This is a genomic window from Microbacterium sp. JZ37, from assembly GCF_035188445.1.
Taxonomy (GTDB): domain Bacteria; phylum Actinomycetota; class Actinomycetes; order Actinomycetales; family Microbacteriaceae; genus Microbacterium; species Microbacterium barkeri.
Genome location: NZ_CP045253.1, coordinates 249,364 through 274,794, shown reverse-complemented (window position 1 = coordinate 274,794; position 25,431 = coordinate 249,364). Strand labels below are relative to the sequence as shown.

Below are 25,431 nucleotides of genomic sequence, written 5' to 3'. Positions count from 1 at the left end.
GATACCAAGGGACGGCCACCGTCGCGACCCCGGACTCGGCCCTACGCGCCGAGGAAGCTCGCGGGGTCGAACTCGTCGATCGGGATGACGCGAAGGCGCGGGAGCTGCGCGTCGAACACCGCGGCGTCGTACTCGAGGTCGAATCGCTGCAGGCCGGGCAGGGTCGCATACCCCGCATTGCGGAACTCGTTGAACGCGACGATCCCGACGCGCCGATCGCCGCCGATGAGCGCAGCGACGTCGTCGAGGAAGTCCCCGTCGTGGCTCACGAGCATCACGTCGTCGTCGCGGTCAGCCAGGGCCCGCAGGGTGCGCTGGATCGCGATGTCGACGACCTTCTCGTCGGGGGCCCCTGCGAGGAGCACGACCTCGTAGTCCATCGCCTTGAGCGCCTGGACGAAGCTCTGCGGGATGACGGACGAGGCGTTGATGAAGAACACGCCGCGTGCGCGCTGGTTCCACTGCCGCGCCGCGAACGAGACGAGCCGGTCCCACCGAGGCCGCTCATCCGGCTGCGGCCGTCGCCCGATGATCGACGTCCCCAGCGTCGCGTCGATGTTCTCGCCGTCGACGAGCACCCAGGTCACGTCTTCACCGCTCACGCGCATGCGCGCCTCCCCATCCGGCGCCGTCGAGGTGGCGGGGCCTCGTCCGATCCTACGAGGGCGCGGGGCGGCTCAGCCGCAGAGGGTCGTGAGCGCGCCCTTGGCCTGCTCGACGGCCTCGACCGTCTCGGGCGCCGTGAGATCGCTCACCTGCGACAGCTGCTCGGCGTTCGCGCGGATGAGCTCCCCCGGCTGGCCGCCCACGTCATCCGCGAGCCTCTCGAGGGTCGCGACGAGGTCGTCGCGCGCGACGTCGGCCTGCTCAGCGGTCACGTCGCCCTGCTCGAGGATCGCCTGGTACTGCGCGTAGGCGGCATCGGCGGTCGTGCAGATCTCGTCGACCGGGACGCCGAGGGCGTCGCCGGCGATGTCGGCGGCCTGTGCGCAGCCGGCGAGCAGGCCCACGGCGAGGAGCGGGAGGATGGCGAGTCGGCGCATGCGACGACGGTAGCCGCTCGACCTTGGACGCCCATGCATGCCGCATCTGCGGCAGAATCGACCCAGACCATCCGCATCTGCGAATCGAGAAGCGCATGCCCGACATCCGCGTCCGCGACGCCGCCCACCTGCTCGGCGTGAGCGACGACACCGTCCGACGCTGGATCGCCGCGGGCGCGCTCGCGGCGCACCGCGACGCCGCGGGTCGCCGGGTCATCGACGGAGCCGAGCTCGCCGCATTCGCGCGGTCGCATGCCGACGCCCCCGATGATCCGCTCTCCGGGGGCCGCTCCGCCCGCAACCGCTTCACGGGACTCGTCACGGCCGTCACGAGCGACACCGTCATGAGCCAGGTCGAGCTGCAGTGCGGGCCGCACCGCGTCGTGTCGCTCATGAGCACGGAGGCGGTGCGCGAGCTCGGCCTCGAGCCGGGATCGATCGCGGTGGCCGTCGTCAAGGCCACGACCGTCCTCGTGGAGACGCCGTGAGACGGCGGGCGCGCGCAGCCGTCGCGGGTGCGGTCGCGCTCGCGCTGTCCGGCTGCGCTGCGCCGCCGACCGTGGGTCAGGAGCTTCACGTGTTCGCCGCGGCGTCGCTCACCGAGGTCTTCACCGAGATCGCGGCCGCGTTCGAGGAGGCGCATCCTGGCGTCTCGGTCAGCCTGAGCTTCGACGGGTCGGCGGGTCTCGCGACGCAGATCGCCGAGGGAGCGCCCGCCGCGGTCTTCGCCTCGGCCGACGCGGCGACCATGGAATCCGTCGCGCAGCACGCCGCCGACGAGCCGGCGGTGTTCGCGCGGAACGCCCTCGAGATCGCCGTGCCCGCGGGCAATCCGGCCGACATCCGGGGATTCGCGGATCTCGCGCGCGACGACGTGGTCGTCGTGGTGTGCGCGGTCGTCGTCCCGTGCGGGCGCGCGACGGCCGAGGTCGAGCGGGCGCTCGACGTCGCGGTCGACCCTGCGAGCGAGGAGAACGCCGTGACGGATGTGCTCGGCAAGGTGACCTCGGGCGAGGCGGATGCGGGCGTCGTCTACGCCACCGACGTCCGCCGTGCGGGCGACGCGGTCGAGGGTGTGCCGGTCGACGCGCCCGATGCCGCCGTGAACGACTACCCCATCGCGGCGCTCGACGGCGCACCCGACCCGGCGCTCGCTCGCGCGTTCGTCGACTTCGTCCTCGACGACCCCGCGCAGCACATCCTCGCCGACGCGGGCTTCCTCCCGGCGGACTAGCGGATGGTCGAGCACGAGGAGAGAGCTGCGGCGGCCCGCGCCCCGCGACCGCCCGAGGTCGCCGCGGCGCGGCCATCCGCTGGGTCGTCGCGGCCATCCGCTCGGGCGGGGCGGGCATCCGCTCGGGCGGGGCGGGCATCCGCTCGGGCGTCGCGGCCGATCGCCACCGACCTGCCGCGCTGGCTGTGGATTCCGGCCGCGCTGGGGCTCGCGCTCATCCTCGTGCCCCTCGCCGCCCTCGTGCTGCGCGCGGAGTGGGGCGACTTCTGGCACCTGCTGACCGGGGCGGCCGCGCGCGACGCCCTCGCGCTGAGCCTGCGGACGGCCCTCGTCTCGACCGCGCTGTGCCTGCTCATCGGCGTGCCGATGGCGGCCGTGTTCGCGCGGGGGCGCTTCCCCGGGCTGAAGGCGCTGCGCGCGCTCGCACTCGTGCCGCTCGTGCTGCCGCCGGTCGTCGGAGGCATCGCGCTGCTGTACGCGTTCGGGCGCCGCGGGCTCGTCGGGCAGGCGCTCACGCCGTTCGGGATCCAGATCCCGTTCACCGAGATGGCGGTCGTCATGGCCCAGACCTTCGTCGCCCTGCCGTTCCTCGTGATGAGCGTGGAGGGGGCGCTGCGCTCCGCCGGCACGCGCTACGCCGCGGTCGCGGCGACGCTGGGGGCATCGCCGGGGCAGGTGCTGTGGCGCGTGACGCTCCCGCTCATCGCGCCGGGCATCCTCTCGGGGGCCATCCTCTCCTTCTCCCGTGCGCTCGGGGAGTTCGGCGCGACCCTCGCCTTCGCCGGGAGCCTGCAGGGCGTCACCCGCACGCTTCCCCTCGAGGTGTATCTCGTCCGGGAGAGCGACAGCGCCTCGGCCGTGGCGCTGTCGCTCGTGCTCATCGTGCTCGCCATCTGCGGCGTCGTGCTGGCGTACCGTCCGCGGAGGGGGCAGCCGTGACCGACGAGGATTCCAGCGGGTTCGCCCCGAAACACGGCGAACCGACACCGAGTCGCCCCGAAACGCGGCACCCCCCGCACAGCCTCGCCCCGAAACACGGCGAACCGACGCCGGGCCGCCCCGAAACGCGGCAGAGCCCGGATGACGCCGCTCGCTTCCTCGAGGTGCACGCACGGGTAACGGGCCGCGGGGTCGCCGTCGACCTCGACGTCGCGCGCGGGGAGACCGTCGCGATCGTGGGGCCGAACGGCGCGGGCAAGTCGACCGCGCTCGAGCTCGTCGCGGGGCTCATCCGCCCCGACGCGGGCGCCGTCGTGCTCGAAGGGGCGCCCCTGGCGGACGGAAGCCGCTGGGTTCCGCCGCATCGACGCGGCATCGCCCTCATGACGCAGCAGACCCTGCTCTTCCCGCACCTCACCGTTCGGGACAACGTCGCGTTCGGTCCGCGCGCGTCGGGCCTGTCGCGGTCCGCCGCGCGCGACGCCGCGGAGCGCTGGCTTCTCGAGACCGGCGTGCGGCACCTCGCCGAGCGCCGCGCATCCGACCTCTCCGGAGGCCAGGCGCAGCGGGTCGCCCTGGCCCGGGCCCTCGCGGCCGAGCCGGCCGTCCTCCTGCTCGACGAGCCCACGACCGCGCTCGACGCGACGGCCCGGCCCGAGCTGCGGGCGGTCCTCGCGCGCGTCCTCGCCGGGCGCACGGCCATCCTCGTCAGTCACGACCCCGACGACGTCGCGGCCCTCGCGCACCGCACCATCCGGATGGCCGAGGGCCGCGTCGTCGGCTGACGTGCGCCGGCGCGCGCCGGTCAGGCACCACGTGGCCTGCGCGTCGACCCGCACCCGCACACACCGGCCGCCACCTGCCGGTCCGACGTCGACCCCGCCACCCTGAAAGCAGGAGGATCACGCTTTCCCAGGACGGTTCTGCCGTATCCGTCCTGGGAAAGCGTGATCCTCCTGGCGACGGGCCGCCCGGCAGGGCCGCCGGGCAGCACGACGGCCCGCCCGGCAGGCCCGACAGGCCGCACGACCGGCCGCCCCTACGGGACGATGTGGCCCGCCGCGCGGGTGAGCTCGTACCACTCGGCGCGCGTGAGCGGGATGTCGCTGCCCTGCGCGGCCGCCGCGACCCTGGCCGGCGTCGTCGTGCCGAGGACGACCTGGATGCCCGCGGGGTGGCGGGTGATCCACGCCGTCGCGATCGCGATCGGCTCGACGCCGTACTGCGCGGCGAGGCGGTCGATCACGGCGTTCAGCTCGGAGTGCGCCTCCGAGCCGAGGAACACGCCGGTGAAGAAGCCGGCCTGGAAGGGCGACCACGCCTGCAGCGTGATGCCGTTGATGCGGCTGTACTCGACGAGCCCTCCGCCGTCGAGCACCTGCGACTGCTCGACGCCGAGCATGTTGGCCGCGATGCCCTGCGTGATGATCGGCGCATGCGTGATCGAAAGCTGCACCTGGTTGGCGACGATGGGCTGGCGCACGGCCGTCTTGAGCAGGTCGATCTGACGCGGCGTGTGGTTCGAGACGCCGAACGCGCGCACCTTGCCCGCGGCCTCGAGCTCGTCGAACGCGCGGGCGACCTCGTCGGGCTCGACGAGCGCATCCGGGCGGTGCAGGAGGAGCACGTCGATGTAGTCGGTGTCGAGCGCGCGCAGCGACTCCTCGACCGACGTGACGATGTGCTCGTACGAGAAGTCGAAGTACGGCCCCTCGCGCACGATGCCGCACTTCGTCTGGATCGTGAGCTCGGCGCGCTCAGACGGCGTGAGGCGCATCGCCTCGGCGAAGCGGCGCTCGCACTGGTGCAGCTCGGTGCCGTAGATGTCCGCGTGGTCGAAGAAGTCGATGCCGGCCTCGCGGGCGGTGTCGACGAGCTCGCGGATCTGCGCGTCGGTCTTGTCGGAGATGCGCATGAGCCCCGCGATGACGTTGGGAGCCTGCTGGCCTCCGGGGCCGAGGGAGACGGTCTTCATGGGTGTCCTTCCGGTGCCGCCCGGCGACGGCGCCGCGGGCGCTCCTACGATAGGGAGCGGTGCGGCAGAAATCCAACAACTGGAGCAGATGCCTGCCAGAAGGAGAAGTGCTGATGGATCTGCGCCAGATGGAGTACCTCGTCACCCTCGCCGACGAGCAGCAGTTCACGCGCGCGGCCGCCGTCTGCGGCATCTCGCAGTCGGGCCTGTCGGCGGCCATCCGGGCGCTCGAAGCCGAGCTCGGCACGGACCTCTTCACGCGCTCGCCCCGCGGAGTGGAGACGACGCCGGCCGGCCGCGCGCTCCTGCCGCACGCGCGCTCGATGCTCGCGCAGGCGTCCGCAGCGCGCGGCGCCGTCGCGCGCGCCACGGAGGAGCTGAGCGGGAGGCTGCGCATCGGCGCCGAGCAGTGCCTCGGCCTCGTGGATGTCTCGGGCCTGCTCGAGCAGGTCCACCTGCGCCATCCCCTCGTCGAGCTCGAGTTCGCGCAGGCCGGGTCGCACGAGCTCGCCGCGCGGGTCCGCGAGGGCGACCTCGACCTCGGTCTCGTCGCGGCGACGGAGCACCTCGGCTCGCTTCACCGGGAGGAGCTCGGTCGCCTGCCGCTCGTCCTGCTGACGCCGCCCGGCCATCCGCTCTCGGGCGCGGAGCCCGTCTCGTGGGCCGACCTCGACGACGTCGATTTCGTGGACTTCCAGGGGTCGTGGGCCGTGCGCTCGCTCAACGACGCGGTCTGCGCCGCGCGCGGCGTCGCGCGGCGTGTGCGATGCGCGACCGGCGACGTCCACACGCTCATCGATCTCGTGCGCCGAGGCCTCGGAGTGGCGATCGTGCCCGCGCACGTCGGGGCGAAGCCCGAGGCCGCGGCACTCACGGTGCGGCCGATGCCCGCGGATGCGCCGCCGTGGGTCGTCTCGGCGATCGCGCGGCGTCCGTCTGAGCCGGCCACCGCCCTCGCGCTCGAGCTCGTGCGGACCCAGGCGGCACCCGCGCGGTGACGCGGTGAGGAGGGACGCCCGACGGCGCCCCTCCTCACGACCTCACGCCGCCTGGAGGGACTCCGCGAGCTCCCGGCCGGCGACGCGGGCGGCGTCCTCGGCCGCCGCCCGCAGGTCCGCCGCGACGTCGGCGAAGGCGTCGAGCGCGGGGTTCACGCCGACGAGCGTGAACGGCCGCTGGACGACCCGGAGGTCCAGGCCCCAGACATCCTCGAGCACGCGGCGCAGCCACGCCGTCGAGTGGTCCCAGCCCTCCTTGGGCGTCCCGGGCGCGTAGTTGCCGCCCAGCACGGTCACGAGCGTCGCGGGCTTGCCCTGCAGCGCCGTGCCCTGCGGGTCGATGCGCGGGTCGGTGTAGGCGACGTCGAACCAGGTCTTGAAGTGCTGCGAGACGCCGTAGTTGTAGAGCGGCACGGTGAAGAGCAGCGCGTCGGCGTCGATGAGCTCGTCGGCGAAGGCGCGGGCGAGCGCCTGCGCTGCGCGCTGCTCCTCGGTGCGATCGGCCTCGGGCGCGAAGCCCGCCGTCACGGCGTCCTGCCACACGGTGGCCGAGACGGGCTCGGCGGCGAGGTCGCGGCGCACGACGATGTCATCTGGGTGCGCCGCCGTCCACTCGGACTCGACGAGATCGCCGAGGGAGCGACTGGCGGAGGTCGCGGGGAGGATGCTCGCATCCAGGCGGAAGAGGGTCATGGGTGCTCCGATCAGGTTCGATGAGTCACTCTGAAAAGCAGAGTGACTATCGCGACAGTAGCACAGGTAGGATGGCTGCATGGCGGAGATCGAGCACGGCGGACCGGCGTGCGACGCCGCCGTCTCGCTCGCGTTCTCGGTGCTCGGCAAGCGCTGGAACGGCATGATCGTCGACACGCTCAGCAGCGGCCCCCTCTCCTTCGTGGCGCTGCGGCGCGGAGTGGCGGGCATCAGCGACGCCGTCCTCTCCGACCGGCTCGCCGAGCTCGCTGCGGTCGACCTCGTCTCGCGCGAGGTGCATGCCGGCCCTCCGGTTTCGGTCGTCTACACGCTGACACCGGCCGGCGAGGCGCTCATCCCGGTGCTCGAGCAGCTCGGCGAGTGGGCCTCGGCGCATCTGCGCGCCGCACCGTGACCCACCGCACCGGTAACACGAGCGGGCGCGCCCGACAAGGCCGCGACAGCCCGCCGTGCGCTCCGTAGCCTGGGCCCAGGCACACGGAAGGGAACACGATGGCCGAGAAGAAGCAGCAGTCCGCCCCGAAGAACCGCCGCCGCCCCGCCCGCTCGGGGGCCGAGCTGACGGATGAGCAGAACGCCGAGAAGGGGTTCACCGCGTCCGAGCAGCTCAGCGGGCACATGCAGTCCGTGCTCGTCGATCTCATCGAGCTGTCGCTGCAGGGCAAGCAGGCGCACTGGAACGTCGTCGGCACCAACTTCCGCGATACCCACCTCCAGCTCGACGAGATCATCGCCGCGGCGCGCGAGTTCGCCGACACGATCGCCGAGCGCATGCGCGCGCTGCACGCGCTCCCCGACGGCCGCAGCGACACCGTCGCAGAGACGACGTCGCTCCCGGAGTTCCCGCAGGGCGAGATCGCCACGACCGAGGTGATCAACCTCATCACGGAGCGCCTCGACGCCGTCTGCCAGACGTGCCGCGAGGTGCACGACGCGGTCGACGAGGAGGACCCGACGACCGCCGACATCCTCCACGCCGTGCTCGAGCGGCTCGAGCAGCTGTCCTGGATGGTCAGCGCCGAGAACCGCACGCCGCGCGCGAGCTGACGGATCAGTCGGCGGGCAGGGGCCTCCGGTCGCCGACGGGCTCGGTCGCGTTCGGGAACGCGATCGAGCCTGCGGCGACCCACCATTCGACGACCTCGAACGACAGCCGCCCCGCGATGACGGACGGATCGGCGGCGGACAGCCGCGCGGCCTCCTCCGGCGAGCGCGCGAAGACCGACATCCCGCGCAGGGTCTCGTCGCTCTGCGCGAGGAACGGGCCGTTCGCGACCGTCGCGCCGTCGCGTGCGAGCTGTGCCCGGTAGGCGAGGTGGCGGGCCTGCAGTGCGTCGAGTTCGTCCTCGGTCATCTCCGGCGCATCCGCGGGGCGCCGCAGGAGAACCACCGTGAAGACGTCGAACGCGTCAGGGATGTTCGGGTCCGACATCAGTCCGAGCCCTTGACCACGACGCGCTCGACGCGCGCCGTCCCGGCGTCGGCCTCGGGCCATCCGTCGACCGGCAGCTCGAGCACCGCGAGCGTCGCGGTGGGGTACGCGAGCGGGACGCGGTCGCGCTCTGCCGCGAGCGTCGCGACGAGATCGTGGACGCCCGGATTGTGCCCGACGAGCAGGAGCGAGCGCGCGTCGCCGCCCTGCTCGCGGATGACCTGGAGTAGCCGCCGCGCGGACGCCGCGTAGACGTCGTCGTCGAACTGCACGGGCGGCGCCTCCTGCCACGGAGACGCGACACCCGCCCACGTCTCGCGCGTGCGCTGGGCGATCGAGACCACCGCGCGGTCGGGGATGAGCCCGTGCTCCTGCATGTACGCGCCGACGTCGCGCGCCTGGGCTGCGCCGCGAGGCGTCAGCGGTCGGTCGACGTCGTCGACCCCCTCGGGCCAGTCGGACTTCGCGTGGCGCAGGAGCAGGAGGCGCAGCATGCTCGGCATGCTACGCGCGGTCGCCGCCCTCCTGCGCGTCCGCCGCCTCGCCCGGCTCGCCGAAGCCGGGGCGCACGGCGGCGTCCTCCGCGACGTCGATGCGGGTCACGCCGTCGCGGCGGGTGACCTCGATGCGCGGCTTCGCGTCCTCCTCGGTCGCGTCGGGCGCCGACGTGAGCTGGTCGCGGCGCTTCTCCTCATCGGTCATCTCGTCCTGTCCCATGGCGCCTCCTCCGATCGTGGCCTGCTCCGCCGACGCTAGGCGATGAGACCGCCCGCTGTCTCCCCCTTGCGCGGGTGCGACCGCCTCGCTCTCGAGCAGGCGCGGGAGCGTGTGAATACCACCCCGGCCGCGCGTCCACAAGCCTCCTCCGCCTGTCGGAGGTCGCGCATAGAGTCGTGAGGCGGTCAACGACGACCGCGTTGCCGGAGCACTCTCCGTGCGCCCCGGTGAGAGAAGGAGACACAGCGATGACCATCGCCGATCACGGCACGCACACGACCTGGAGCCGCGTCCAGAAGGGACTCCACGTCGCGAATCGAGACGGAATGTTCATGGGCTTCGTGGAGAAGGGGCCGGATGGCCGCTTCGTCGCCTTCGACGCTCATTCCGAGCGCGTCGGCGCGTTCTCCGAGCTCGCGGAGGCGATGGCCGCGGTCGACCGGGGGTGATCACGCGTCGGGGACGAAGCTCGGCGGCGTCGGTGAGATCGCGTCGCGCCGTTGCTGACGCGATTCCTCCGGATGCTGACCGGAATCGCCTCACGAGCCGCGCCATCCGCCCGCGAGAGTGGAGGCGAGACCGAGAGGACCCCATGTCGCCCGCGCAGATCGACGCGCTCATCGCGCCGCCCACGCCCGTCGCCGCACGTGCCCGCGAGGTGCTCGAGGCCTGGTCGCCGCCCGAGCTCGTGCGGCACTGCCTGCGCTCATGGGTGTGGGCATCGACGCTCGGCGACGCGCTGGCCCTGACCTACGACGCCGAGCTGCTGTACGTCGCGACGATGCTGCACGACCTCGGGCTCGTCGCGGAGTTCGACGCCGACGTCGTCCCGTTCGAGGCGGCGGGCGGAGCGGCAGGATGGGCCTTCGCCGCCGGCGCAGGATGGCCGCGCGCACGCAGGGAGCGCGTCCAGGAGATCATCGTGCGGCACATGTGGACGGCGGTCGATCCGGACGAGGACGCCGAATCGCACCTCCTCGAGGTCGCCACGAGCCTCGACGTCTCGGGCGTCGCCCCGGAGAAGTGGGATGCCGCGCTGCTCGTCGCGGTGGAGTCGCACCTGCCGCGAGGCGCCTTCTCGACGGACTTCGCGCAGCGCATCCACGATCAGGCCGAGCGGAAGCCGACCTCGTCGGCGCGCAGACTCGACGCGTCAGGTCGGATCGACGCCGGCGCTCGCGCGTGGGAGCGCCTGGTCGCGCCGAACGGCTCCGCGTAGCGGCGCGACCAGGTCGATCACTCGCCCGAGGGCTCCTCGTCGGAGGCCTCGGAGAAGTCGTCGCCTTCGTCCGGCTCCTCGGGCGCGCCGCCCGATGCCGTGTCGGCTTCGGCGTTCTCGTCGGGAACGCCTTGCGTGTTGTGCTGTCCGCCATCGCTCATGGGATTCCTCCGCGACATCTCCCCGGATCGCGTCCGGCTGCGCGCCACGGTACGCCGACCGCGACCCCGGGGCGAGGGGTTGACAGCCCGGAGCGCACGCGACGGAGAGGCGATGAGTACACCGATTCCTGTACTATCGCCCCATGCTCACCGCGACCCTGACGCATACCGCGGCACTCGCTCGCCTCGGGCACGCGCTGTCCGACCCGACGCGGGCGGGCGTCCTCCTCGCACTGCGCACCGCGTCCGCGCACCCGGGAGATCTCGCGGAATCGCTCGGCGTCTCGAAGCAGGCGATGTCGAACCACCTCGCCTGCCTGCGCGGCTGCGGGCTCGTCGAATCGACGCCGGATGGGCGCCGCAGCCTCTACCGTCTCGCCGATCCGCACCTCGCTCCCGCGCTCGACGAGCTCCTCCGCGTCGCGCTCGTCGTGGAACCGGACTGCTGCGCGAGCGAGGGGTGCACCTGCTGATGCCGGGTACGCCGGCCACGGGGGCCGCGCGGCGCGCCGTCCTGCACCGACGCATCCGAATGATCGTCGCCGCGACCATCGCCTACAACCTCGTCGAGGCCGTCATCGCGCTGATCGCCGGAGGCGCCGCGTCCTCGGCGGCGCTCATCGGCTTCGGGCTCGACTCGACGATCGAGGTGCTCTCCGCGGCGGCCGTCGCCTGGCAGTTCACGCGACGCGACCCGGACCGCTGGGAGAAGCCGACGCTGCGCGTGATCGCCATCGCGTTCTTCGCGCTCGCGATCTACGTCGCAGCGAGCGCGACGCTCGCGCTCGCGAACGGCGATGTCCCCGACCACAGTCCGGTGGGCATCGTCCTGACGGCCGCGAGCGCGGTGACGATGCCGCTCCTCTCCGCGGCCGAGCGCCGCGCTGGGCGGGAGCTCGGCTCGGCGACCGCGGTCGCGGACTCGCGCCAGACCCTCATCTGCGCCTGCCTGTCGGCGTCCGTGCTGGCGGGCCTGCTTCTGAACAGCCTCCTCGGATGGTGGTGGGCCGATGCGGCCGCCGGTCTCGTCATCGCGGCCTTCGCCATCCGGGAGGGCGTCGAGGCCTGGCGCGGAGACGCGTGCGCGACCGCGGTCGGGATGGTCCTCGAGCACGACGAACACGACGGGTGAGGGCCTGGCATCGCGCCTCGGAACCGAGTACGGTTTCCCCCGGAGTGCCGGGAAGCCTGGTCGGCGATCGATACCGTTCGTCCCGGAAGGCAGCGACATGCGAGCGCTCATCTCGACATACGGCACCCGCGGCGACGTCGAGCCGTACGTCGCACTCGCCAGGAGGCTCGTGGCCGAGGGCCATTCGGCCGTGCTCGCGGCGCCCGAGGCCTACCGTCCGACCGTCGAAGGCACTGGAGCGGAGTTCGCCCCCGTGTGCACGGCGATGCACGAGGTCATGCGGGAGGGGATGTCCGGGATCGGCGGCCCGCGCGAGGCGCTCGGCCTGGCACGGCGCATGTCGGCGGCGATGCGCACCTCGCTGAGCGAGCAGTGGACGGCCGCACAGGAGGCGGCGCCCACCGTGATGGTGTCGCATCCGAAGGCACTCGGCGGGCTTCACATCGCGGAGCGTCTCGGCGTCCCCTTCGTCGCCTCGCTGCCGCTTCCGTTTCTCACCCCGACGCGCGACTTCCCCATCCCGTTCCTGTCGCGCGGCCTTCCGCCCGCGCTCAACCGGGCGACCTACGCGTTCAACCGCTTCACCGGCATCGCGTACGGCGGGATGATCAACCGATTCCGCACCGAGGAGCTGGGCCTCGGTCGCATGAGCCGAACCAGCGACTATCTCCACGGGGCGGACGGCCGCCCCGTGCCCGTGCTCTATCCGTTCAGCCGGCACGTCGTCCCTGTCCCGCGCGACTACCCCGATTCGGCCCACGTCACGGGATGGTGGTTCGACCGCAATCGGGATGGGACCCCGCCGCCGGAGCTCGAGGAGTTCCTCGCAGCGGATGGCCCGGTCGTCTATATCGGGTTCGGGAGCATGGGCTTCGGGCGCCACGCGCCCGAACGAGGTCGCGCCGTGCTCGACGCCGTGCGCCGCGTGGGCGTCCGCGCGGTCGTCGCGACCGGATGGGGCGGCGTGGAGGTCGGCGCGTCGGAGGACATCATGGTGATCGAGGATGTGCCGCATGCGTGGCTCTTCCCCCGTGTGACGGCGGTCGTCCACCACGGCGGCTCCGGAACGACCGCGGCCGGCCTGCGCGCGGGGCGCCCCACGCTCGTCTGCCCGGTGCTCGGAGACCAGCCGTTCTGGGGCGCGCGCATCCACCAGCTCGGACTCGGCCCGCGGCCGCTTCCGCTGCGGAAGGTCACCGGAGAGGCGCTCGCGGCGCGCCTCGCGGAGCTCATCGGCTCGCCGGCGGTGGCGAGCCGCGCAGAGGCGATCGGCGAGCTCATCCGTGCAGAGGACGGAACCGGCGCCGCCATCCTCGCTCTCGAGGAGATCACCGCGGAGCGGGCCCTGAGATGAGAGCTCACACGAGCCGGTAGCCCGCACCGCGGACCGTCTCGATGCGGTCGGCCCCGAGCTTCTGGCGCAGGTAGCCGATGTAGACGTCGGCGACGTTCGACCCGGGATCGAAGTCGAAGCCCCACACACGGCTCAGCAGCTGCTCGCGGCTCAGCACCTGGCCGGCGTGCCGGATGAGCTCCTCCGCGAGGGCGTACTCGCGCGCCGAGAGGTCGACGGACGGCCCGCCGTCGATGACGGCGCGGCGGGTGCGGACATCGAGTGTGAGGTCTCGATGGCGCAAGGCGCCCGCCGCGGGAGCGACCTCCTCGTCGCGTCTCATACGGAGGCGGATGCGCGCGAGCAGCTCGTCGAAGCGGAACGGCTTGCCGATGTAGTCGTCGGCCCCGCCCTCGAGCCCTGCGACGGTGTCGCCGAGATCGGTGCGCGCGGTGAGCATGATGATCGGCATGCGCGAGCCCGAGCCGCGCAGGTTCTCGAGCACGTCGAAGCCGTTCATGCGCGGCATGTTCACGTCGAGGACGAGCAGGTCGAACTCGCCGGTCTGCGCGAGCTCGAGCGCCTCGACGCCGTCGGCGGCGACGCGGGTCGCGAAGCCGGCGGCGCGCAGGCCCTTCTCGATGAACCCCGCGATGCGCTGCTCGTCATCGGCGATGAGAATCGATGCCACGGTGGCTCCTTCCGTCCGAGTGCGGCGGCGTGTCCTCGTCGTCGGGCGCGAGCGGCACGAGGATCGCGAACAGCGCGCCGCCGCCCAGGGCGTCCGTCACGCGAGCTCGGCCGCCGTGGGCGCGCGCGATGACCTGCACGATGTTGAGGCCGAGGCCGCTCCCTGCCGCGCGCTCGCGTCCGCGTCCGCGCCGGAAGCGCTCGAACACGGCCTTCTTCTCGTCGTCCGGGACGCCAGGGCCGTAATCGCGCACCCACAGGGCGAGGCGACCTTCCTCGACATTGCTGCCGATCACGAAGCGCCCGCCGCCGTGGGTCACGGCGTTCTGTGCCAGCTGCAGCACGGCCTGGGTGATGCGGGCCGCGTCGAGCGGCGCGACGACATCCGCGATCGGTCCGGCGGCGACATCCGCGCCCTCGATCGCCTGGGCCTTGCGCACGATCTGCGCGACGAGATCCGCCGCGTCGGTCGGCTCGGGGGCGACGGGGGATGGCCCGTGGAGCGCCGCCGCGGACGACAGGTCCTGCACGAGTCGGCTCATCCGGTCGAGCTCGTCGACCGCGAGCTGCTGCGTCTCGCGCACGTCGTCGGGGTCGGCGGGGTCCATCAGCTCGACGTGCCCGCGCACGATCGTGAGCGGGGTCTTCAGCTCGTGGCCGACATCGCTGAGCAGCTGCCGCTGGGAGTCGAGCGCATCGTCGAGTCGATCCAGCATGGCGTTCATCGTCGCCGCGAGCTCCGACACGTCGTCGCGCCCCTCGATCGGCAGGCGCTCCGAGCGCGACTGGGCCGACACGCGCTCCGCCGTCTCGCGCATGCGCCGCAGCGGGCGCAGCAGACGACCGGCCGCGACCGTGCCGACCCCCGCGATGACGACGAGCACGATGCCGCCCGCGACGAAGAACACCCGAGCCGGGCCGTTGATCTCCGACAGCTCGGCCTCGACGTCGTAGGCCATGACGAAGAGCACGCTCTCGGCGTCGGGGGCGCCGGGCACCTCGACGGGCGTGGCGAGGAAGCGCCAGACGACGCCCTCCTCGGCGTACGTCCCGAGCACGGGCTCGCGCCCGGCGGTCGTCCGCACCGCGAACGGGATGAATCCGGGCGCGCTGCGGAGGTCGACGTCGAGCGGCACCCCGGGCACGAACGCCGCCTTGCCGTCCACGACGCCCGCGACCCCCGTGTTGTCGTCGGGGCTCATCCGCCGCACGATGTCCTCAGCGGCTTCGCGCGACGACTCCCAGGCCTGCGGCTCCTCCGGTGTCCCTGCCACGATGAAGCGGGCGGAGTCGAGGTTCGCGCGGAGGCGGTCGTCGATCTGAGCCATGATCGTCGCCTGCTCGACGATGTACACGGAGAGGCCGACCGCGGCCATCCCGAGCGCCGCGACGATGGTGATGACGGCGATGAGGCGCACGCGTACCGAGACGACGCGCCGCCGCCTCGGTCCGCCGTTCCCGTCCGCCACGGTCCCAGTATCGTCGCCGGGGCGCGCGCGACCGCTCGGATCCGGCGACCATAAGGGTTGTCTCATGTGCGGCTGTCGACCCGTTTAGGCGAGGCGCGCATCCTGGAGGGGAGAGGGAGGAGCCACGATGCGGAAGGCGATCGCGTACACCGTCATCGGCGGCATCGGCCTGCTCGCCCTCACCGGCGGCATCGTGGTCGCGTCGGAGGCGCTCGAGCAGCGCACGGATGGCGGACAGATCCTCGACGGCGGTGCGGTCACGGGCGACTACACGGGCGGGGCCGTCGGCCGCGACCTCCGCTCGGACCAGCGCGGAGCGACCCCGACGCCGACGCCCACGCCGACGCCGACGCCGACGACCGTTCCGCCCGAGCAGACCGCGCCGCCGGCCCAGACCGAGCCCGAGCACCTGCCGCCGGCTCCTCCCGTCGAGGTCGACGACGATCCCGACACCGACGTCGATGACGACACGGACGTGGACGACGACGACGACGACGCGGACGGCGTCGACGACGACTGAGCCAGCGGGCCCGCCGCAGGCTTTCACCGCGCTTCGCGGCGAAAGCTCGCCGCCCCCGCAGCCCCGGCCTCACCGCCCTGCCGTGACGGGGCTCCCGACTCGCCGCAGAAGGGCGCGCGCGACATCGTGCCATCCGTCGCGCTGTGCGTAGACACCGGCGAGCCGCAGCCGCGCCGCAGCGGAGTACGCCGGCACGCGCGCCCAGAGCGGGCCGTCGCCGACGCCGCGGCGGAGGGCCTGGCCGGCCGCGTCGGCCCGCGTGGTCGGCAGCAGCCCCTGCAGCACCCGCAGCTCGAGGTGCACGAGCAGGTTCGCGACATCGAGCGCGCGTTCGCCGATCGCGAGGGTGTCGACGTCGATGAAGCCGACGCGCGTGCGCCCCGCCGCGACGTCCTGCGCGGTGAACGAGCCGGATGGCACGAGCAGCTGCTTGTCGTGGAGGTCGCGATGGAGGACGCCGTCGACCTGTTCCGGCGGATCCGCCGCGAGCGCGGCCTCGACCGCGGCGAGCGCGTCGGCGACATCGTCGCCATCGAGCGCGCCGCCGGCGGATGCCAGGGCACGGCGGATGGCGCGCATCTCGTCCGCGACGCCGTGGCGCGGGAGCCCCGCGGGGTCGAGCGCATGCAGCTCGGCGAGTCCGGCTCCGACGCGCGTCCACACGGCGACGAGCGCGTCGTCGGAGACGGACGGGTCGCCCCCGGCGTCGAGGAGGGTCCGCTCGCCGACGCTCGCGAGACGGAGGACACCGGCCGCGTCGTCGCGCGCGATCACCCGGGGCGACCGGAGCGTGCGCAGGCCCGAGACGCGCTCGGCGCGCTCCGCCACCTCGGCGAACCGTGCGGGCCGGACGAGCTTCACGAAGTCGCCGTCCGCTCGGCGGAGGACCGCGCGCCGCCCCGGCCGATGCGCGATGACGCGCGCCGACGCGAACGGTTCGACCGCCGCGGCCCCGGGAAGCGCCGCGTCCGCGCGCAGCGCCGCGAGCCCGACGAGGCGCTCGCTCTCGGCGACGAGGTGCGCGACCTCGGCGTCCCAGTCGGCGATCCTCGCCCGGAACGGCTCCACGGCGCGCCGCAGCAGACCGGCGGCCGAGTGGGCGAGCAGGGCCGCCTCGTCGACGGCGCCGCCCGCCTCCCGATATCCCGCGACGAGCGCGGCGCCCGCGCGGCACGCGCTCTCGCCCCGGGCGATCGCATCGGCGGCCCACGAGCCCAGGTCGGACAGCGGGTCGCCCTCCCCCGCCCGATCGAGGTCGATCAGCCACGGGCGGCCGTCGGGGCCCACGATGACCTGGTCGATCGAGCAGTCGCCGTGCACGAGGGTGCGGACGCGCCGCTCCTCGAGCAGCGATCGGATGGCGGCGGCCGCGCGGACCGCGCGGTCCTCGAGGGCGGGCAGCGCGGCCGCGACCCCCGACGCCGCGGCGTCGAGTGCGCGCGCGAGCGCGCGCTCGATCCCCGGCGGACGCGCGCCATCCGCCGCCACGCCCTCTCGGGCCGATGTCGTGTGCAGCCGCGCGAGCATTCCGCCCACGCGACGCTCCGCCTCCGGATCCGCGATCTCCGGCAGCGGCGTTCCGGCGAGCAGGTGGGTCTCGACGAGCCCGACGGCCGCGTCGGCGCGGACGAGCGCGGCGGTCGGCACGAACGTCTCGACGCGATGCTGCGCCCGGATGGCCGACGCCACGCGATCGGGCGCGTGCACCTTGACGATGACGCGGCAGCCTGCGCAGCGCGCGACCCAGCGACGGCCGGGCTTGTAGACGAGCACCTCGGCGTCCGGGTGGCGCTCGAGCGCGACGCGGATGCCCGGGAGCGCGCGGTCGGCGGCCGCGTCGACCACCGCGATCCCCCGCTCGGCATCGAGCAGGAGGAGGCCGTCGCCCGCGTGCGCGGCCATCCGCTCGAGCTTCCGGTGGACGCCGACGGGATACGCGACCGCCTGCGCCCGGATCGACCGGCTCGGGGTCTCGATGCGCACGCCCGCGACCGCCGAGGTGCCCGGCTTGAAGCGCAGGTACGTGGTCTCGACGCGCTGAACGGCGACCCCCGCGGCCTCGAGAGCGCGGTGCAGCGTGGCCGCATCGAGCACGAGGGGAAGCCCCGGCAGCGCGGTCTCGCGCGCGGCGAGCGCCGCATCGGCGGGCGCGAGGTGCGGGATCGGGTCACGCACGGGCGGCCTCGTTGAGGATCGCCAGCCGCGACCCCGCGCGGGCCAGCAGCTCGTCCGGACGCCCTTGCTCGACGATCCTGCCGCGCTCGAGCACGACGATGCGATCGCACGCGAGGGCGTCCTCGAGCGCGTGCGTGATGACGAGCGTCGTCCGCCCCGCGCTCAGCCGATCGAGCGCGGCCCGCACGGCGGCGCCGCTCGCGGCGTCCAGCCCCGTCGCGGCCTCGTCGAGGATGACGATGCGCGCGTCGCGGAGCACGGCTCGCGCGATCGCGATGCGCTGGCGCTGACCGCCCGAGAGTGTGTCGCCGCGCTCGCCGACGAGCGTGTCGAGGCCCTCGGGCATCCGCGCCGCGAACTCGTCGACGCCCGCCGCTCGTGCGGCCCGCTCGACCTGCGCATCGGTCGCGTCGGGGCGGCCCATCCGGATGTTCTCGCGGATCGAGCCCGTGAACAGCACCGACTCCTGCAGGACGATCGCGATGCCGCTGCGCAGGGAGGCGAGCGTGTAGGCGCGCAGGTCGCGGCCATCGATCATGACCGACCCGCGGACGGGGTCCTGGAGGCGCAGCAGCAGCGACGCGAGGGTCGACTTGCCCGACCCCGAGTGCCCGACGATCGCGACTCGCTCGCCGGCGGCGATGTCGAGGTCGACCTCGTGCAGGGCGGGCTCGCCGTCGCCGTACGAGGCGGACACGCGGTGGAAGGTCACCGCACCCGCCACGCTTCCCATGCGGTGGGCACCGGGCAGGTCGGCCAGGTCGCTGCGCGTCCCGATGAGATCGAGGATGCGCTCGCCCGAGGCCGCGGCCTTCGCGATGCGGCCGGTGTACTTCGCGAGGTCGCGCATGGGCTTGAACGCGCCCTTGAGGTACTGCACGAACACGACGAGCTCACCCGGGGTGAGGTGGCCCTCGAGCACGCTCCAGCCGCCGACGAGCAGGACGGCGGCGGTCGCGACGCCCACGAGCAGATCGGTCGCGCGCTCGAGCCCGGCCGACAGCCGGGTCGCGCGGACGCCCTCGGAGAGCTCCCGCTCGTTCGACCGCGCGAAGTCGCGCTCGAGCGTGCCCTCGAGCGTGTAGGCCTGCACGACCTTGATGGCTCCGAACGACTCTCCCGCCGTGCCCGCGATCTCGCCCTCGCGGCGCCGCTGCACGCGCGCGGCGTCGGTGATCCGGCGCGACGCGCGGCGCGAGTGCAGGAGGAAGACGGGGAGGGCGGCGGCGACGACGAGACCCAGGCGCCAGTCGAGGACGAGCATGACCGCGAGCATCGCGACGAGCGTGACGACGTTGCCCACGAGCGGCATCGCGGCGGTGACGGCGACATCGCGGAGCTTGCCGATGTCGGAGACGAGCCGGTTGATGAGGTCGCCCGAGCGGGTTCCGGTGTGGAAGCGCAGGGGCAGGCGCAGCGCATGCGCGAAGACGTCTGCGCGCACGGCGTTCATGGCCCGCGTGCCGGCGAGGGCGAAGCACACCGTCATGAGGTACGACGCGAGCGCGCGCAGGCCGGCCGCCGCGACGACGGCGAGTGCGCACACGAGGAGCAGGGTGAAGATGCCCGGCTCCTGCGCCGCACCCGGCGCGATCACGGCGTCGATCACGACCTTGAGCGGCCACGGCTCGAGCAGCCGGAAGGCCACCTCCGCGAGCATGGCGACGAACCCGCCCGCGACGAGCCCGGCCTGCGGGCGGAGGTACGGCCGGAGGAAGCGGCCGAGGCGCCGCCCGCGCCCCGCCTCGGCGTCGCCGCGCCGACGGCTCACGCCGCCGCCTCCTCGTCCGGTTCGAGAGGGAGGCCGGCCGCGCCGAGGGTCCGGCGCACGACGTGCCGCCACGTCCGGGTCTGCGCCACGTCGTCTCGCGCGGCGTCGGCGAGAGAGCGGCGAAGCCCCGGGTCGGCGGCGAGGCGGTCGAGGGCCGCCGCGAGCGCCTCGGGATCGGAGGGCGGCACGAGCAGCCCCGTGCGGCCATCCGCGACGAGCTCGGGGAGCTGGCCGACCCGCGATGCGACCACGACCGCGCCCGAGGCGAGGTACTCGAGCACCTTGAGCGGAGAGAAGTACGGGTCTCCGTGCGCGGGGTACGGCGCGACGGCAGCGTCGAGGGCGGCGAGCTGCTCGGGCACGTCGGCGGGATCGACGGCCCCCGTGAACACCGTGCGGTCGGCGATGCCGCGCTCGACCGCCCGCCGCTCGAGGGCGGCGCGCTCCGGCCCGTCGCCGACGATCACGAGGTGCGCATCCGGGCGCCTCCGCGTGAGCAGGGCGAAGGCGTCGACGAGATGCTCCGTGCCGTGCCACGGCTTGAGAGTGCCGACGAAGCCGACCGTGAACGGCCGGCCAGCGGGTCGCGGAGCGGTCGCGAAGCGGTCGGCGTCGACGCCGTTGGGCTCGACGACGATCCGGGCGGCGGGCGCCTGCGTGCGCGCCCACGCCGCGACCGGCTCCGAGACGCACGTGACGAGCGAGGCATCGGAGATCACGGCGCGCGCGACCGCGTCGGCGGTGTCGGCGTGCGCGAGGGAGCGGTGCCGCGCCTGCTCGATCGGAAGGGGCGCGTTGACCTCCAGGATCGAGGGGATGGCGGCCTCGCGCGCGAACGACGTGCCCGCGATCGCGAAGAGCGCGTACCGCTCGTACACGAGGTCGAACGGCCGATCGGCGTGCGCGGCGAGGAGAGCGCGACGGGTGCCCTCCTCCGCGGCCATGAGCATCCGCTCGCGCTGGCGCACGTCGGATTCCCCCGTGACGGGAGCGGGGTGCACGCGGAGGCGTCCGTCGTCGTGCGCGCGGGCGAGGGCGCCGCGAGGCTCGCCGCCCGTCCGCCGGCAGTGGAGGTCGACCTCGTGGCCGGCGGCGAGGAGCACGCGCAGCACCTCCTGCACGTGGACGGACGCGCCCTTCGCGCCGAACACGGGGATGCCGGGGTCGCCGCAGACGTAGGCGATGCGCATCAGGCCACCTCCTGCAGCGAGCGGGCGCGGGCGATCTCGTCGAGCTCGCGCGCCTGGCGCCGCACGTCGAACGTGCTCTCGACGAGCGCCCTGGCCCGCCGTGCGAGGGTCTCGGCGAGCGCGGGGTCGTCGAGCACGCGCGCGATCGCCGCCGCGAGCGCCGCGGGAGCGTGCTGCGGCACGACGAGGCCGGTCTCGCCGTGCCGCACCGCCTCCGTGATGCCCGTGACGTCGGTCGAGATGCAGGGCGTGCCGAGGGCCATCGCCTCGAGGAGCACGGTCGGCAGGCCGTCGGCGTTGCCGTCCGACCCGACGACGCACGGCGCCGCGAACACGCTCGCGCGCGCGACCTCGGCCCGCACCTCGCCCTGCGGCAGAGGGCCCGTGAACGTGACGAGGTCGTCGAGGCCGAGCGCGCCGACGAGCGCGCGCAGCTCTCCCTCGCGCTCGCCGGCCCCGACGATGCGGCACGGCACGGCGCGCCCGCCCTCGCGGAGAAGGTGCACGGCGGCGATGAGGTCGGCGAAGCCCTTCTTCTCGACGAGCCGCCCCACGGCGACGATGGAGGGCGAGGCGGGTCGGCCCGGCGCGTACGGGAAGCGGTCGAGGTCGAGGCCGTTGTAGACGCGGTGGATGGGCGTGCGAGCCGCCGCGGGGTAGCGCTCGCGCAGGTGCCGCAGGTTGAAGTCCGACACGGTCACGACATGCGACGCGTCGGCGATCTTCCGATCGACGTCCTGCGGGTCGACGCTCTCGTGGAAGAGGTCCTTCGCATGCGCCGTGAACGCATACGGCACCCCGGTCAGGTGGGAGGCCAGGCGTGCGACGGTCGTCGCGAGGCTCGCGAAGTGCGCGTGCAGCGCCGTGATGCCCTCGCGCTCGACCGCGATCGCGAGCCGGATGGCCTGGGCCGCGTCCGCGACGTCGGCCGCGAGCAGCTCCTCGAGCACGTGCGGCACGCGCGGGAGCACGCCGTGCGCCTCGCCCAGGAGCTCCCACAGCTCGGACACGCGCGTCGGCCGGGGGATCTGCTCGACCGGTGCCGCGACGCGCGCGAGAGTGTCGTGGAAGCGGACGTCGACGGTGGGGCGCAGCGAGAAGATGCGCACGTCGGCGCCGCGCTCCTCTCGCGCGATGATCTCCGACACGATGAAGGTCTCCGAGAAGCGCGGGTACATCTTCACGACGTAGCCGATCCGCTCGGCGGTGCGCTCATGCGACATGGCGGCTCTCCTCGGTGCGCATGCCGACGAGGTCGGCGAACAGGCGGGGCAGACGGCTGAGGCCGTCGAGGTCGATGGGCGGCGCCGGTCGCGGCGCGCGGCGGATGGCGCGCGCGGTCCACCCGGAGATCGCGTCGGGCGAGAGGTCGTCCGGGAGCACGACGTCGAGGGCGCCGCGCCGCGCGAGCGCCTCGGCGCGCACGAGCTGCTCGAGGCGCGGCTCGACGCGCGGCACGACGAGCAGCGGCGCTCTCGCGGCCAGCGCCTCGCACACCGTGTTGTAGCCGCCCATCCCGACGACGGCGGCAGCGCGCGCGATGAGGCCCGCGGCGTCCGGCGCGGAGCGCACCACGCGCAGATCGTCGCGCTCGGCCGCGATCGCGCGCAGCGCGTGCACCGCCGGGTCGGGCATGTGCGGGCCGGCGATGACGACACCGCGATGTCCCTCCGGCAGGCGCGAGCGGGCGAAGGCGTGCGCGACGTGCGCGCCATCCTGCCCCGCGCCGACCATCGCGAGCACGAACGGCTCGTCGGCGCGCGTGCGCATCCGCGGTGCCGGGCGCCCGTGCGCGAGGTAGCCCGTGTACCGCACGCGCGCGGGGGTCTCGAGCCCCGCGAGGGGGTCGTGCACGTCGCGGTCGCCGTAGACCCACACCTCGTCGTACCAGGCCGCGAGCGCCGCTGCCCCCTCGGCCTCGCGCCACTCGCGCGCCGCGGTGTGCGCGTCGTCGAGCACGTCGCGGATGCCGAGGACGACGCGCGCGCCGTGCGCGCGGACGGCGTCGAGGGCGGGCTCGAGCTCGCCGCGGAAGCCGCGCGGATGCTTGTCGACGATGAGCACGTCGGGGCGGAACGAGGCGAGGGCGGCGTGCAGCACCGCGGTCCGCATCTCGGAGAGCTGCGCCGGGTCGACCGAGAGGTGCCGCGCGCCGTACCTCCCCGCGCCGTCCTTGGCGAGCGCGGGCAGCGACACGATGTCGCATCCGGACGGCCGTCCGGCGTGCGCGGCGTCGGGAGCGCTCGTGAGGAGCAGGAGGTCGGGCGCCTCGTCCATCGCGCTCAGCGCATGCGCGATGGCGAGGTTGCGGCGGATGTGGCCCAGGCCCTGTGCGTCGTGCGAATAGAGCGCGACGCGCAGGCGGCCCTGGCCATCCGTCGTGTCGCGGATCGGGGTGCGGCGTCTCGTCTCGTCTCTCACGGACTCCACGATGGCGCTGCGCCATGAGGCGCCTGTGATGGGAACGTGAGGAGAGTCTTAGACGCCCGTCAGGCCTCCGCGGCGCGGTGCGCGCGAGCGGGGATCTGGGTGGCGAGCTTGCCGCCGCTCACATCGATGAGCGTGCCCGTGACGTAGCGCGCCGCCGGGCTCGCGAGGAATGCGACGACGTCGGCCACCTCGTCGGCCGTCCCCCAGCGGCGGAGGGTGAGCGTGTCGAGCAGCTCGTCCTGCTGCGCGGCGGGCATGTCGGCGAAGCCGTTCATCGCGGTCGGGACCATGCCCGGTGCGTAGGCGTTGACGGTGATGTCCCACGGGCCGAGCTCGCCGGCGAGCACGCGGGTGAGCTGGACGACGGCCGACTTCGTCGCGGCGTAGGCGCCGCCGCCGATCGCCGGCACGATGGCCGCGAAGGACGCGGCGTTCACGATGCGCCCGGCGCCTGCGCGCTTCATCGTCGGGATCACCGCCTGGCACATCCGGAGGAGGCCCACGACGTTCACGTCGAAGCAGGCGCGGACGGCGTCGAGATCGGCGGTCTCGAGCGGGCCGGTGAGGTTGACGCCCGCGTTGTTGACGAGGACGTCGATGCGCGCGGTCGCCGCGAGCACGCGCTCGACGGCGGCGGCCACGTCGGCGTCGGAGGTGATGTCGCACGCGATGCCGGTGATGCCCTCGCCGACCTCGGCGACATCGCGGTCGAGTGCGAACACCGTGTCGCCCTCGCGGGCGAGGCGCTGGGCGATGACGGCGCCGATCCCGCGGCCCGCTCCGGTCACGATGACGGTCCTGCTCTCGGACATCCGATCTCCCTCATGTCATACTTCATTGCATGGTGACGGGTTCAGATCATACTTCAAAGCGCCGCGTGCTCGTCACGGGCGCCGGTTCAGGCACTGGACGCGCCGTCGCGGAGGCGCTCGCGGCGACGCACGACCTCGTGCTGCTCGGACGCCGTGCCGACCGCCTCGCGGAGGCCGCGGACGCCGCGCGCGCCGCCGGCGCCGCGGTGACGGCGCGCGCCTTCGACGTCACGGCGGATGACCCGCGCGCCCTGCTCGACGAGATCGGGCCGGTCGACGACCTCGTGCTGTCGGCGGGCCTCAACGCGCCCCGCCGCGCGTGGGCCGATCAGCGCATGGACGAGTTCGAGGCCATCGTCGCGACCAACCTCACGGCGCCCGCCCGGATGATCGACGCGGCCCTGCCTGCCCTGCGGGCGGCGTCGGGCACGATCGTGATCGTCTCGTCGATCGCGGCCTGGAAGACCTCGCCGGGGGCAGGCGTGGCGTATCGCGCGAGCAAGCGCGGCCTCCGCGCGCTCTCGGACTCGCTCAACGAGCAGGAGGCCGCGCACGGGGTGCGCGCGTCGATCGTGTGCCCGGGCGACATCGACACGGAGTTCCTGCACCAGCGGCCGAATCCGCCGCGCGGAGCCGCCCTCGAGGTCATGCTGTCGCCCGCCGACGTGGCCCGGGCCATCCGGTTCATCCTCGACAGCCCGCCGCACGTGCGGATCGACGAGCTCGTGATCAGCCCGCTCGGCACGGTCGCCCGATGACCTCGCTCGTCGCGGGCGTCGTCGACGCCCTCGGCGCGGACATCTGCGCCGGGCGACTCGCGCCCGGGACCGCGCTCACCCTCGAGGCCGTGCAGGAGCGCACGGGCGTCTCGCGGCCGGCGGCGCGCGAGGCGATGAGCGCGCTCGCGACGCTCGGGCTCGTCGCCCCTCGGCGCCGGATCGGCTTCGAGGTCGCCGACCCGGAGCGGTGGCAGCGGCTCGCGCCGGAGGTCATGCGGTGGCGTCTCGCCGGGCCGGCGCGCGATGCTGTGACCGCCGAGCTGACCGCACTGCGCGCTCTCATCGAGCCAGCCGCCGCGCGCGCGGCCGCCTCGGCGGCCTCGGCGTCGGACCGCGTCGAGATCGCCGCGCGGGCCGGGGCGCTCTGGTCGGCCGCGGCAGGAGCCGACCGCGAGGCGTTCGTCGCCGAGGACCGTGCCCTCCACACGGCCGTGCTCGCGGCATCCGGCAACAGCCTCTTCCGGGCGCTCGGCGGCCTCCTCGCCGAGTCGCTTCCCCCGCGCGCGCCCGACGCCGCGCACATCTCGCTCGAGGCGGCCCGCCGCCATCTCGAGCTCGCCGAGGCGATCACGGCCAGGGATGGCGAGCGCGCGGCGACCGCGGCGCACGCGATCGCGGCGGCCGACGGCCCGTGATCCTCCTCCGCGCATCGGTCAGGAATCGAGAAGCCGCGGGCCGAGGCCATCCCTAGCCTGGGT

31 protein-coding genes are annotated in these 25,431 nt (G+C 73.9%); 15 read left to right on the top strand and 16 right to left on the bottom strand.

Translation table 11 applies throughout. From position 1 onward, the window contains the following. Nucleotides 1-41: 41 nt before the first annotated feature. Both GC092_RS01285 and GC092_RS01280 read right to left on the bottom strand, forming a co-directional pair. On the bottom strand, nt 42-608 hold the full coding sequence (locus tag GC092_RS01285) for an NYN domain-containing protein (RefSeq protein ID WP_416383284.1): 567 nt from the start codon (nt 606-608) through the stop codon (nt 42-44). Between the two features lie 69 nt (nt 609-677). Next, nucleotides 678-1,043, bottom strand: coding sequence for a hypothetical protein (locus tag GC092_RS01280; protein WP_324013621.1), 366 nt, complete (start codon nt 1,041-1,043; stop codon nt 678-680). Between the two features lie 95 nt (nt 1,044-1,138). On the opposite strand from GC092_RS01280, the gene GC092_RS01275 reads away from it, so the two are divergent. From GC092_RS01275 to GC092_RS01260, 4 genes are all read left to right on the top strand, one after another. Next, a complete protein-coding gene (locus GC092_RS01275; RefSeq protein WP_324013620.1) occupies nt 1,139-1,531 on the top strand; it encodes a TOBE domain-containing protein in 393 nt (130 codons plus the stop codon). Next, complete coding sequence (gene modA / locus GC092_RS01270; RefSeq protein ID WP_324013618.1) at nt 1,528-2,277, top strand: molybdate ABC transporter substrate-binding protein; 750 nt, start codon at nt 1,528-1,530, stop codon at nt 2,275-2,277. Before GC092_RS01275 ends, modA begins: the two co-directional genes overlap by 4 nt. A 3-nt stretch (nt 2,278-2,280) precedes the next feature. Continuing rightward, a complete protein-coding gene (locus GC092_RS01265; protein WP_324013616.1) occupies nt 2,281-3,216 on the top strand; it encodes an ABC transporter permease in 936 nt (311 codons plus the stop codon). A gap of 164 nt (nt 3,217-3,380) precedes the next feature. Continuing rightward, entirely contained in the window at nt 3,381-4,001 is a 621-nt protein-coding gene (locus tag GC092_RS01260) for an ATP-binding cassette domain-containing protein (protein WP_324013615.1), read from the top strand. A gap of 254 nt (nt 4,002-4,255) precedes the next feature. Here GC092_RS01260 and GC092_RS01255 read toward each other — a convergent pair whose 3' ends face one another. After that, nucleotides 4,256-5,191, bottom strand: coding sequence for an aldo/keto reductase (locus GC092_RS01255; RefSeq protein WP_324013614.1), 936 nt, complete (start codon nt 5,189-5,191; stop codon nt 4,256-4,258). Nucleotides 5,192-5,304: 113 nt separating this feature from the next. On the opposite strand from GC092_RS01255, the gene GC092_RS01250 reads away from it, so the two are divergent. Beyond that, nucleotides 5,305-6,189, top strand: a complete 885-nt coding sequence (locus tag GC092_RS01250; RefSeq protein WP_324013612.1) for a LysR family transcriptional regulator — start codon at nt 5,305-5,307, stop codon at nt 6,187-6,189. Nucleotides 6,190-6,231: 42 nt separating this feature from the next. Here GC092_RS01250 and GC092_RS01245 read toward each other — a convergent pair whose 3' ends face one another. Beyond that, a complete protein-coding gene (locus GC092_RS01245) occupies nt 6,232-6,882 on the bottom strand; it encodes an FMN-dependent NADH-azoreductase (protein ID WP_324013611.1) in 651 nt (216 codons plus the stop codon). Between the two features lie 79 nt (nt 6,883-6,961). On the opposite strand from GC092_RS01245, the gene GC092_RS01240 reads away from it, so the two are divergent. Together GC092_RS01240 and GC092_RS01235 are read left to right on the top strand one after the other, a co-directional pair. Then, entirely contained in the window at nt 6,962-7,297 is a 336-nt protein-coding gene (locus tag GC092_RS01240) for a winged helix-turn-helix transcriptional regulator (protein ID WP_282978894.1), read from the top strand. A gap of 98 nt (nt 7,298-7,395) precedes the next feature. Continuing rightward, nucleotides 7,396-7,950 carry a Dps family protein gene (locus tag GC092_RS01235; RefSeq protein WP_324013608.1) on the top strand — a complete coding sequence of 185 codons (555 nt, stop codon included), beginning with the start codon at nt 7,396-7,398 and terminating at the stop codon, nt 7,948-7,950. A gap of 4 nt (nt 7,951-7,954) precedes the next feature. On the opposite strand, the gene GC092_RS01230 is transcribed toward GC092_RS01235, so the two are convergent. The 3 genes from GC092_RS01230 to GC092_RS01220 are packed head-to-tail and all read right to left on the bottom strand — an operon-like array spanning nt 7,955 to nt 9,052. Continuing rightward, complete coding sequence (locus tag GC092_RS01230) at nt 7,955-8,335, bottom strand: YciI family protein (protein WP_324013606.1); 381 nt, start codon at nt 8,333-8,335, stop codon at nt 7,955-7,957. After that, nucleotides 8,335-8,829, bottom strand: coding sequence for a SixA phosphatase family protein (locus tag GC092_RS01225; protein ID WP_324013605.1), 495 nt, complete (start codon nt 8,827-8,829; stop codon nt 8,335-8,337). The genes GC092_RS01230 and GC092_RS01225 overlap by 1 nt, the downstream gene beginning before the upstream one ends. A gap of 10 nt (nt 8,830-8,839) precedes the next feature. Then, nucleotides 8,840-9,052 (bottom strand): multidrug transporter, encoded by a 213-nt coding sequence (locus tag GC092_RS01220; RefSeq protein WP_324013602.1) that lies wholly within the window; start codon nt 9,050-9,052, stop codon nt 8,840-8,842. Between the two features lie 248 nt (nt 9,053-9,300). On the opposite strand from GC092_RS01220, the gene GC092_RS01215 reads away from it, so the two are divergent. Both GC092_RS01215 and GC092_RS01210 read left to right on the top strand, forming a co-directional pair. Further along, the gene (locus tag GC092_RS01215; RefSeq protein ID WP_282978900.1) at nt 9,301-9,501 is read left to right on the top strand and encodes a hypothetical protein; all 201 of its coding nucleotides are present in this window, start codon (nt 9,301-9,303) and stop codon (nt 9,499-9,501) included. A gap of 143 nt (nt 9,502-9,644) precedes the next feature. Next, nucleotides 9,645-10,271, top strand: coding sequence for an HD domain-containing protein (locus tag GC092_RS01210; RefSeq protein WP_324013600.1), 627 nt, complete (start codon nt 9,645-9,647; stop codon nt 10,269-10,271). Nucleotides 10,272-10,288: 17 nt separating this feature from the next. Here GC092_RS01210 and GC092_RS01205 read toward each other — a convergent pair whose 3' ends face one another. Further along, the gene (locus tag GC092_RS01205) at nt 10,289-10,432 is read right to left on the bottom strand and encodes a hypothetical protein (RefSeq protein ID WP_271173049.1); all 144 of its coding nucleotides are present in this window, start codon (nt 10,430-10,432) and stop codon (nt 10,289-10,291) included. A 143-nt stretch (nt 10,433-10,575) separates the two neighbouring features. Here GC092_RS01205 and GC092_RS01200 point away from each other — a divergent pair, with 143 nt between their 5' ends. The 3 genes from GC092_RS01200 (at nt 10,576) to GC092_RS01190 (ending at nt 12,918) form a co-directional block, all read left to right on the top strand. Further along, entirely contained in the window at nt 10,576-10,905 is a 330-nt protein-coding gene (locus GC092_RS01200; protein WP_324013598.1) for an ArsR/SmtB family transcription factor, read from the top strand. Beyond that, a complete protein-coding gene (locus GC092_RS01195; RefSeq protein ID WP_324013597.1) occupies nt 10,905-11,564 on the top strand; it encodes a cation efflux transmembrane domain-containing protein in 660 nt (219 codons plus the stop codon). The genes GC092_RS01200 and GC092_RS01195 overlap by 1 nt, the downstream gene beginning before the upstream one ends. Before the next feature lie 97 nt (nt 11,565-11,661). Continuing rightward, nucleotides 11,662-12,918, top strand: coding sequence for a glycosyltransferase (locus GC092_RS01190; protein ID WP_324013596.1), 1,257 nt, complete (start codon nt 11,662-11,664; stop codon nt 12,916-12,918). A gap of 4 nt (nt 12,919-12,922) precedes the next feature. Here the strand turns inward: GC092_RS01190 and GC092_RS01185 are convergent, their stop codons facing one another. Beyond that, nucleotides 12,923-13,588: a response regulator transcription factor gene (locus tag GC092_RS01185; RefSeq protein WP_271173050.1), complete on the bottom strand. Its 666-nt coding sequence runs from the start codon at nt 13,586-13,588 to the stop codon at nt 12,923-12,925. Further along, complete coding sequence (locus tag GC092_RS01180) at nt 13,563-15,056, bottom strand: sensor histidine kinase (protein WP_324013595.1); 1,494 nt, start codon at nt 15,054-15,056, stop codon at nt 13,563-13,565. Before GC092_RS01180 ends, GC092_RS01185 begins: the two co-directional genes overlap by 26 nt. A 127-nt stretch (nt 15,057-15,183) precedes the next feature. On the opposite strand from GC092_RS01180, the gene GC092_RS01175 reads away from it, so the two are divergent. Beyond that, nucleotides 15,184-15,576: a hypothetical protein gene (locus GC092_RS01175; RefSeq protein WP_324013594.1), complete on the top strand. Its 393-nt coding sequence runs from the start codon at nt 15,184-15,186 to the stop codon at nt 15,574-15,576. Between the two features lie 69 nt (nt 15,577-15,645). Here the strand turns inward: GC092_RS01175 and GC092_RS01170 are convergent, their stop codons facing one another. From GC092_RS01170 to GC092_RS01145, 6 genes are all read right to left on the bottom strand, one after another. Beyond that, nucleotides 15,646-17,751 carry a phosphotransferase gene (locus tag GC092_RS01170; protein WP_324013592.1) on the bottom strand — a complete coding sequence of 702 codons (2,106 nt, stop codon included), beginning with the start codon at nt 17,749-17,751 and terminating at the stop codon, nt 15,646-15,648. Then, a complete protein-coding gene (locus GC092_RS01165; RefSeq protein WP_324013590.1) occupies nt 17,744-19,522 on the bottom strand; it encodes an ABC transporter ATP-binding protein in 1,779 nt (592 codons plus the stop codon). Before GC092_RS01165 ends, GC092_RS01170 begins: the two co-directional genes overlap by 8 nt. Then, the gene (locus GC092_RS01160; RefSeq protein WP_324013589.1) at nt 19,519-20,712 is read right to left on the bottom strand and encodes a glycosyltransferase family 4 protein; all 1,194 of its coding nucleotides are present in this window, start codon (nt 20,710-20,712) and stop codon (nt 19,519-19,521) included. The genes GC092_RS01165 and GC092_RS01160 overlap by 4 nt, the downstream gene beginning before the upstream one ends. After that, on the bottom strand, nt 20,712-21,935 hold the full coding sequence (locus GC092_RS01155) for a glycosyltransferase family 4 protein (RefSeq protein WP_324013587.1): 1,224 nt from the start codon (nt 21,933-21,935) through the stop codon (nt 20,712-20,714). Before GC092_RS01155 ends, GC092_RS01160 begins: the two co-directional genes overlap by 1 nt. Continuing rightward, complete coding sequence (locus tag GC092_RS01150) at nt 21,925-23,133, bottom strand: glycosyltransferase family protein (RefSeq protein WP_324013585.1); 1,209 nt, start codon at nt 23,131-23,133, stop codon at nt 21,925-21,927. Before GC092_RS01150 ends, GC092_RS01155 begins: the two co-directional genes overlap by 11 nt. Nucleotides 23,134-23,201: 68 nt before the next feature. Beyond that, entirely contained in the window at nt 23,202-23,954 is a 753-nt protein-coding gene (locus GC092_RS01145) for an SDR family NAD(P)-dependent oxidoreductase (RefSeq protein WP_324013584.1), read from the bottom strand. Nucleotides 23,955-23,983: 29 nt separating this feature from the next. On the opposite strand from GC092_RS01145, the gene GC092_RS01140 reads away from it, so the two are divergent. Together GC092_RS01140 and GC092_RS01135 are read left to right on the top strand one after the other, a co-directional pair. Then, nucleotides 23,984-24,712 (top strand): SDR family oxidoreductase, encoded by a 729-nt coding sequence (locus GC092_RS01140; protein WP_324013582.1) that lies wholly within the window; start codon nt 23,984-23,986, stop codon nt 24,710-24,712. Further along, a complete protein-coding gene (locus GC092_RS01135; protein ID WP_324013580.1) occupies nt 24,709-25,368 on the top strand; it encodes a FadR/GntR family transcriptional regulator in 660 nt (219 codons plus the stop codon). Before GC092_RS01140 ends, GC092_RS01135 begins: the two co-directional genes overlap by 4 nt. Nucleotides 25,369-25,431: the final 63 nt, after the last annotated feature.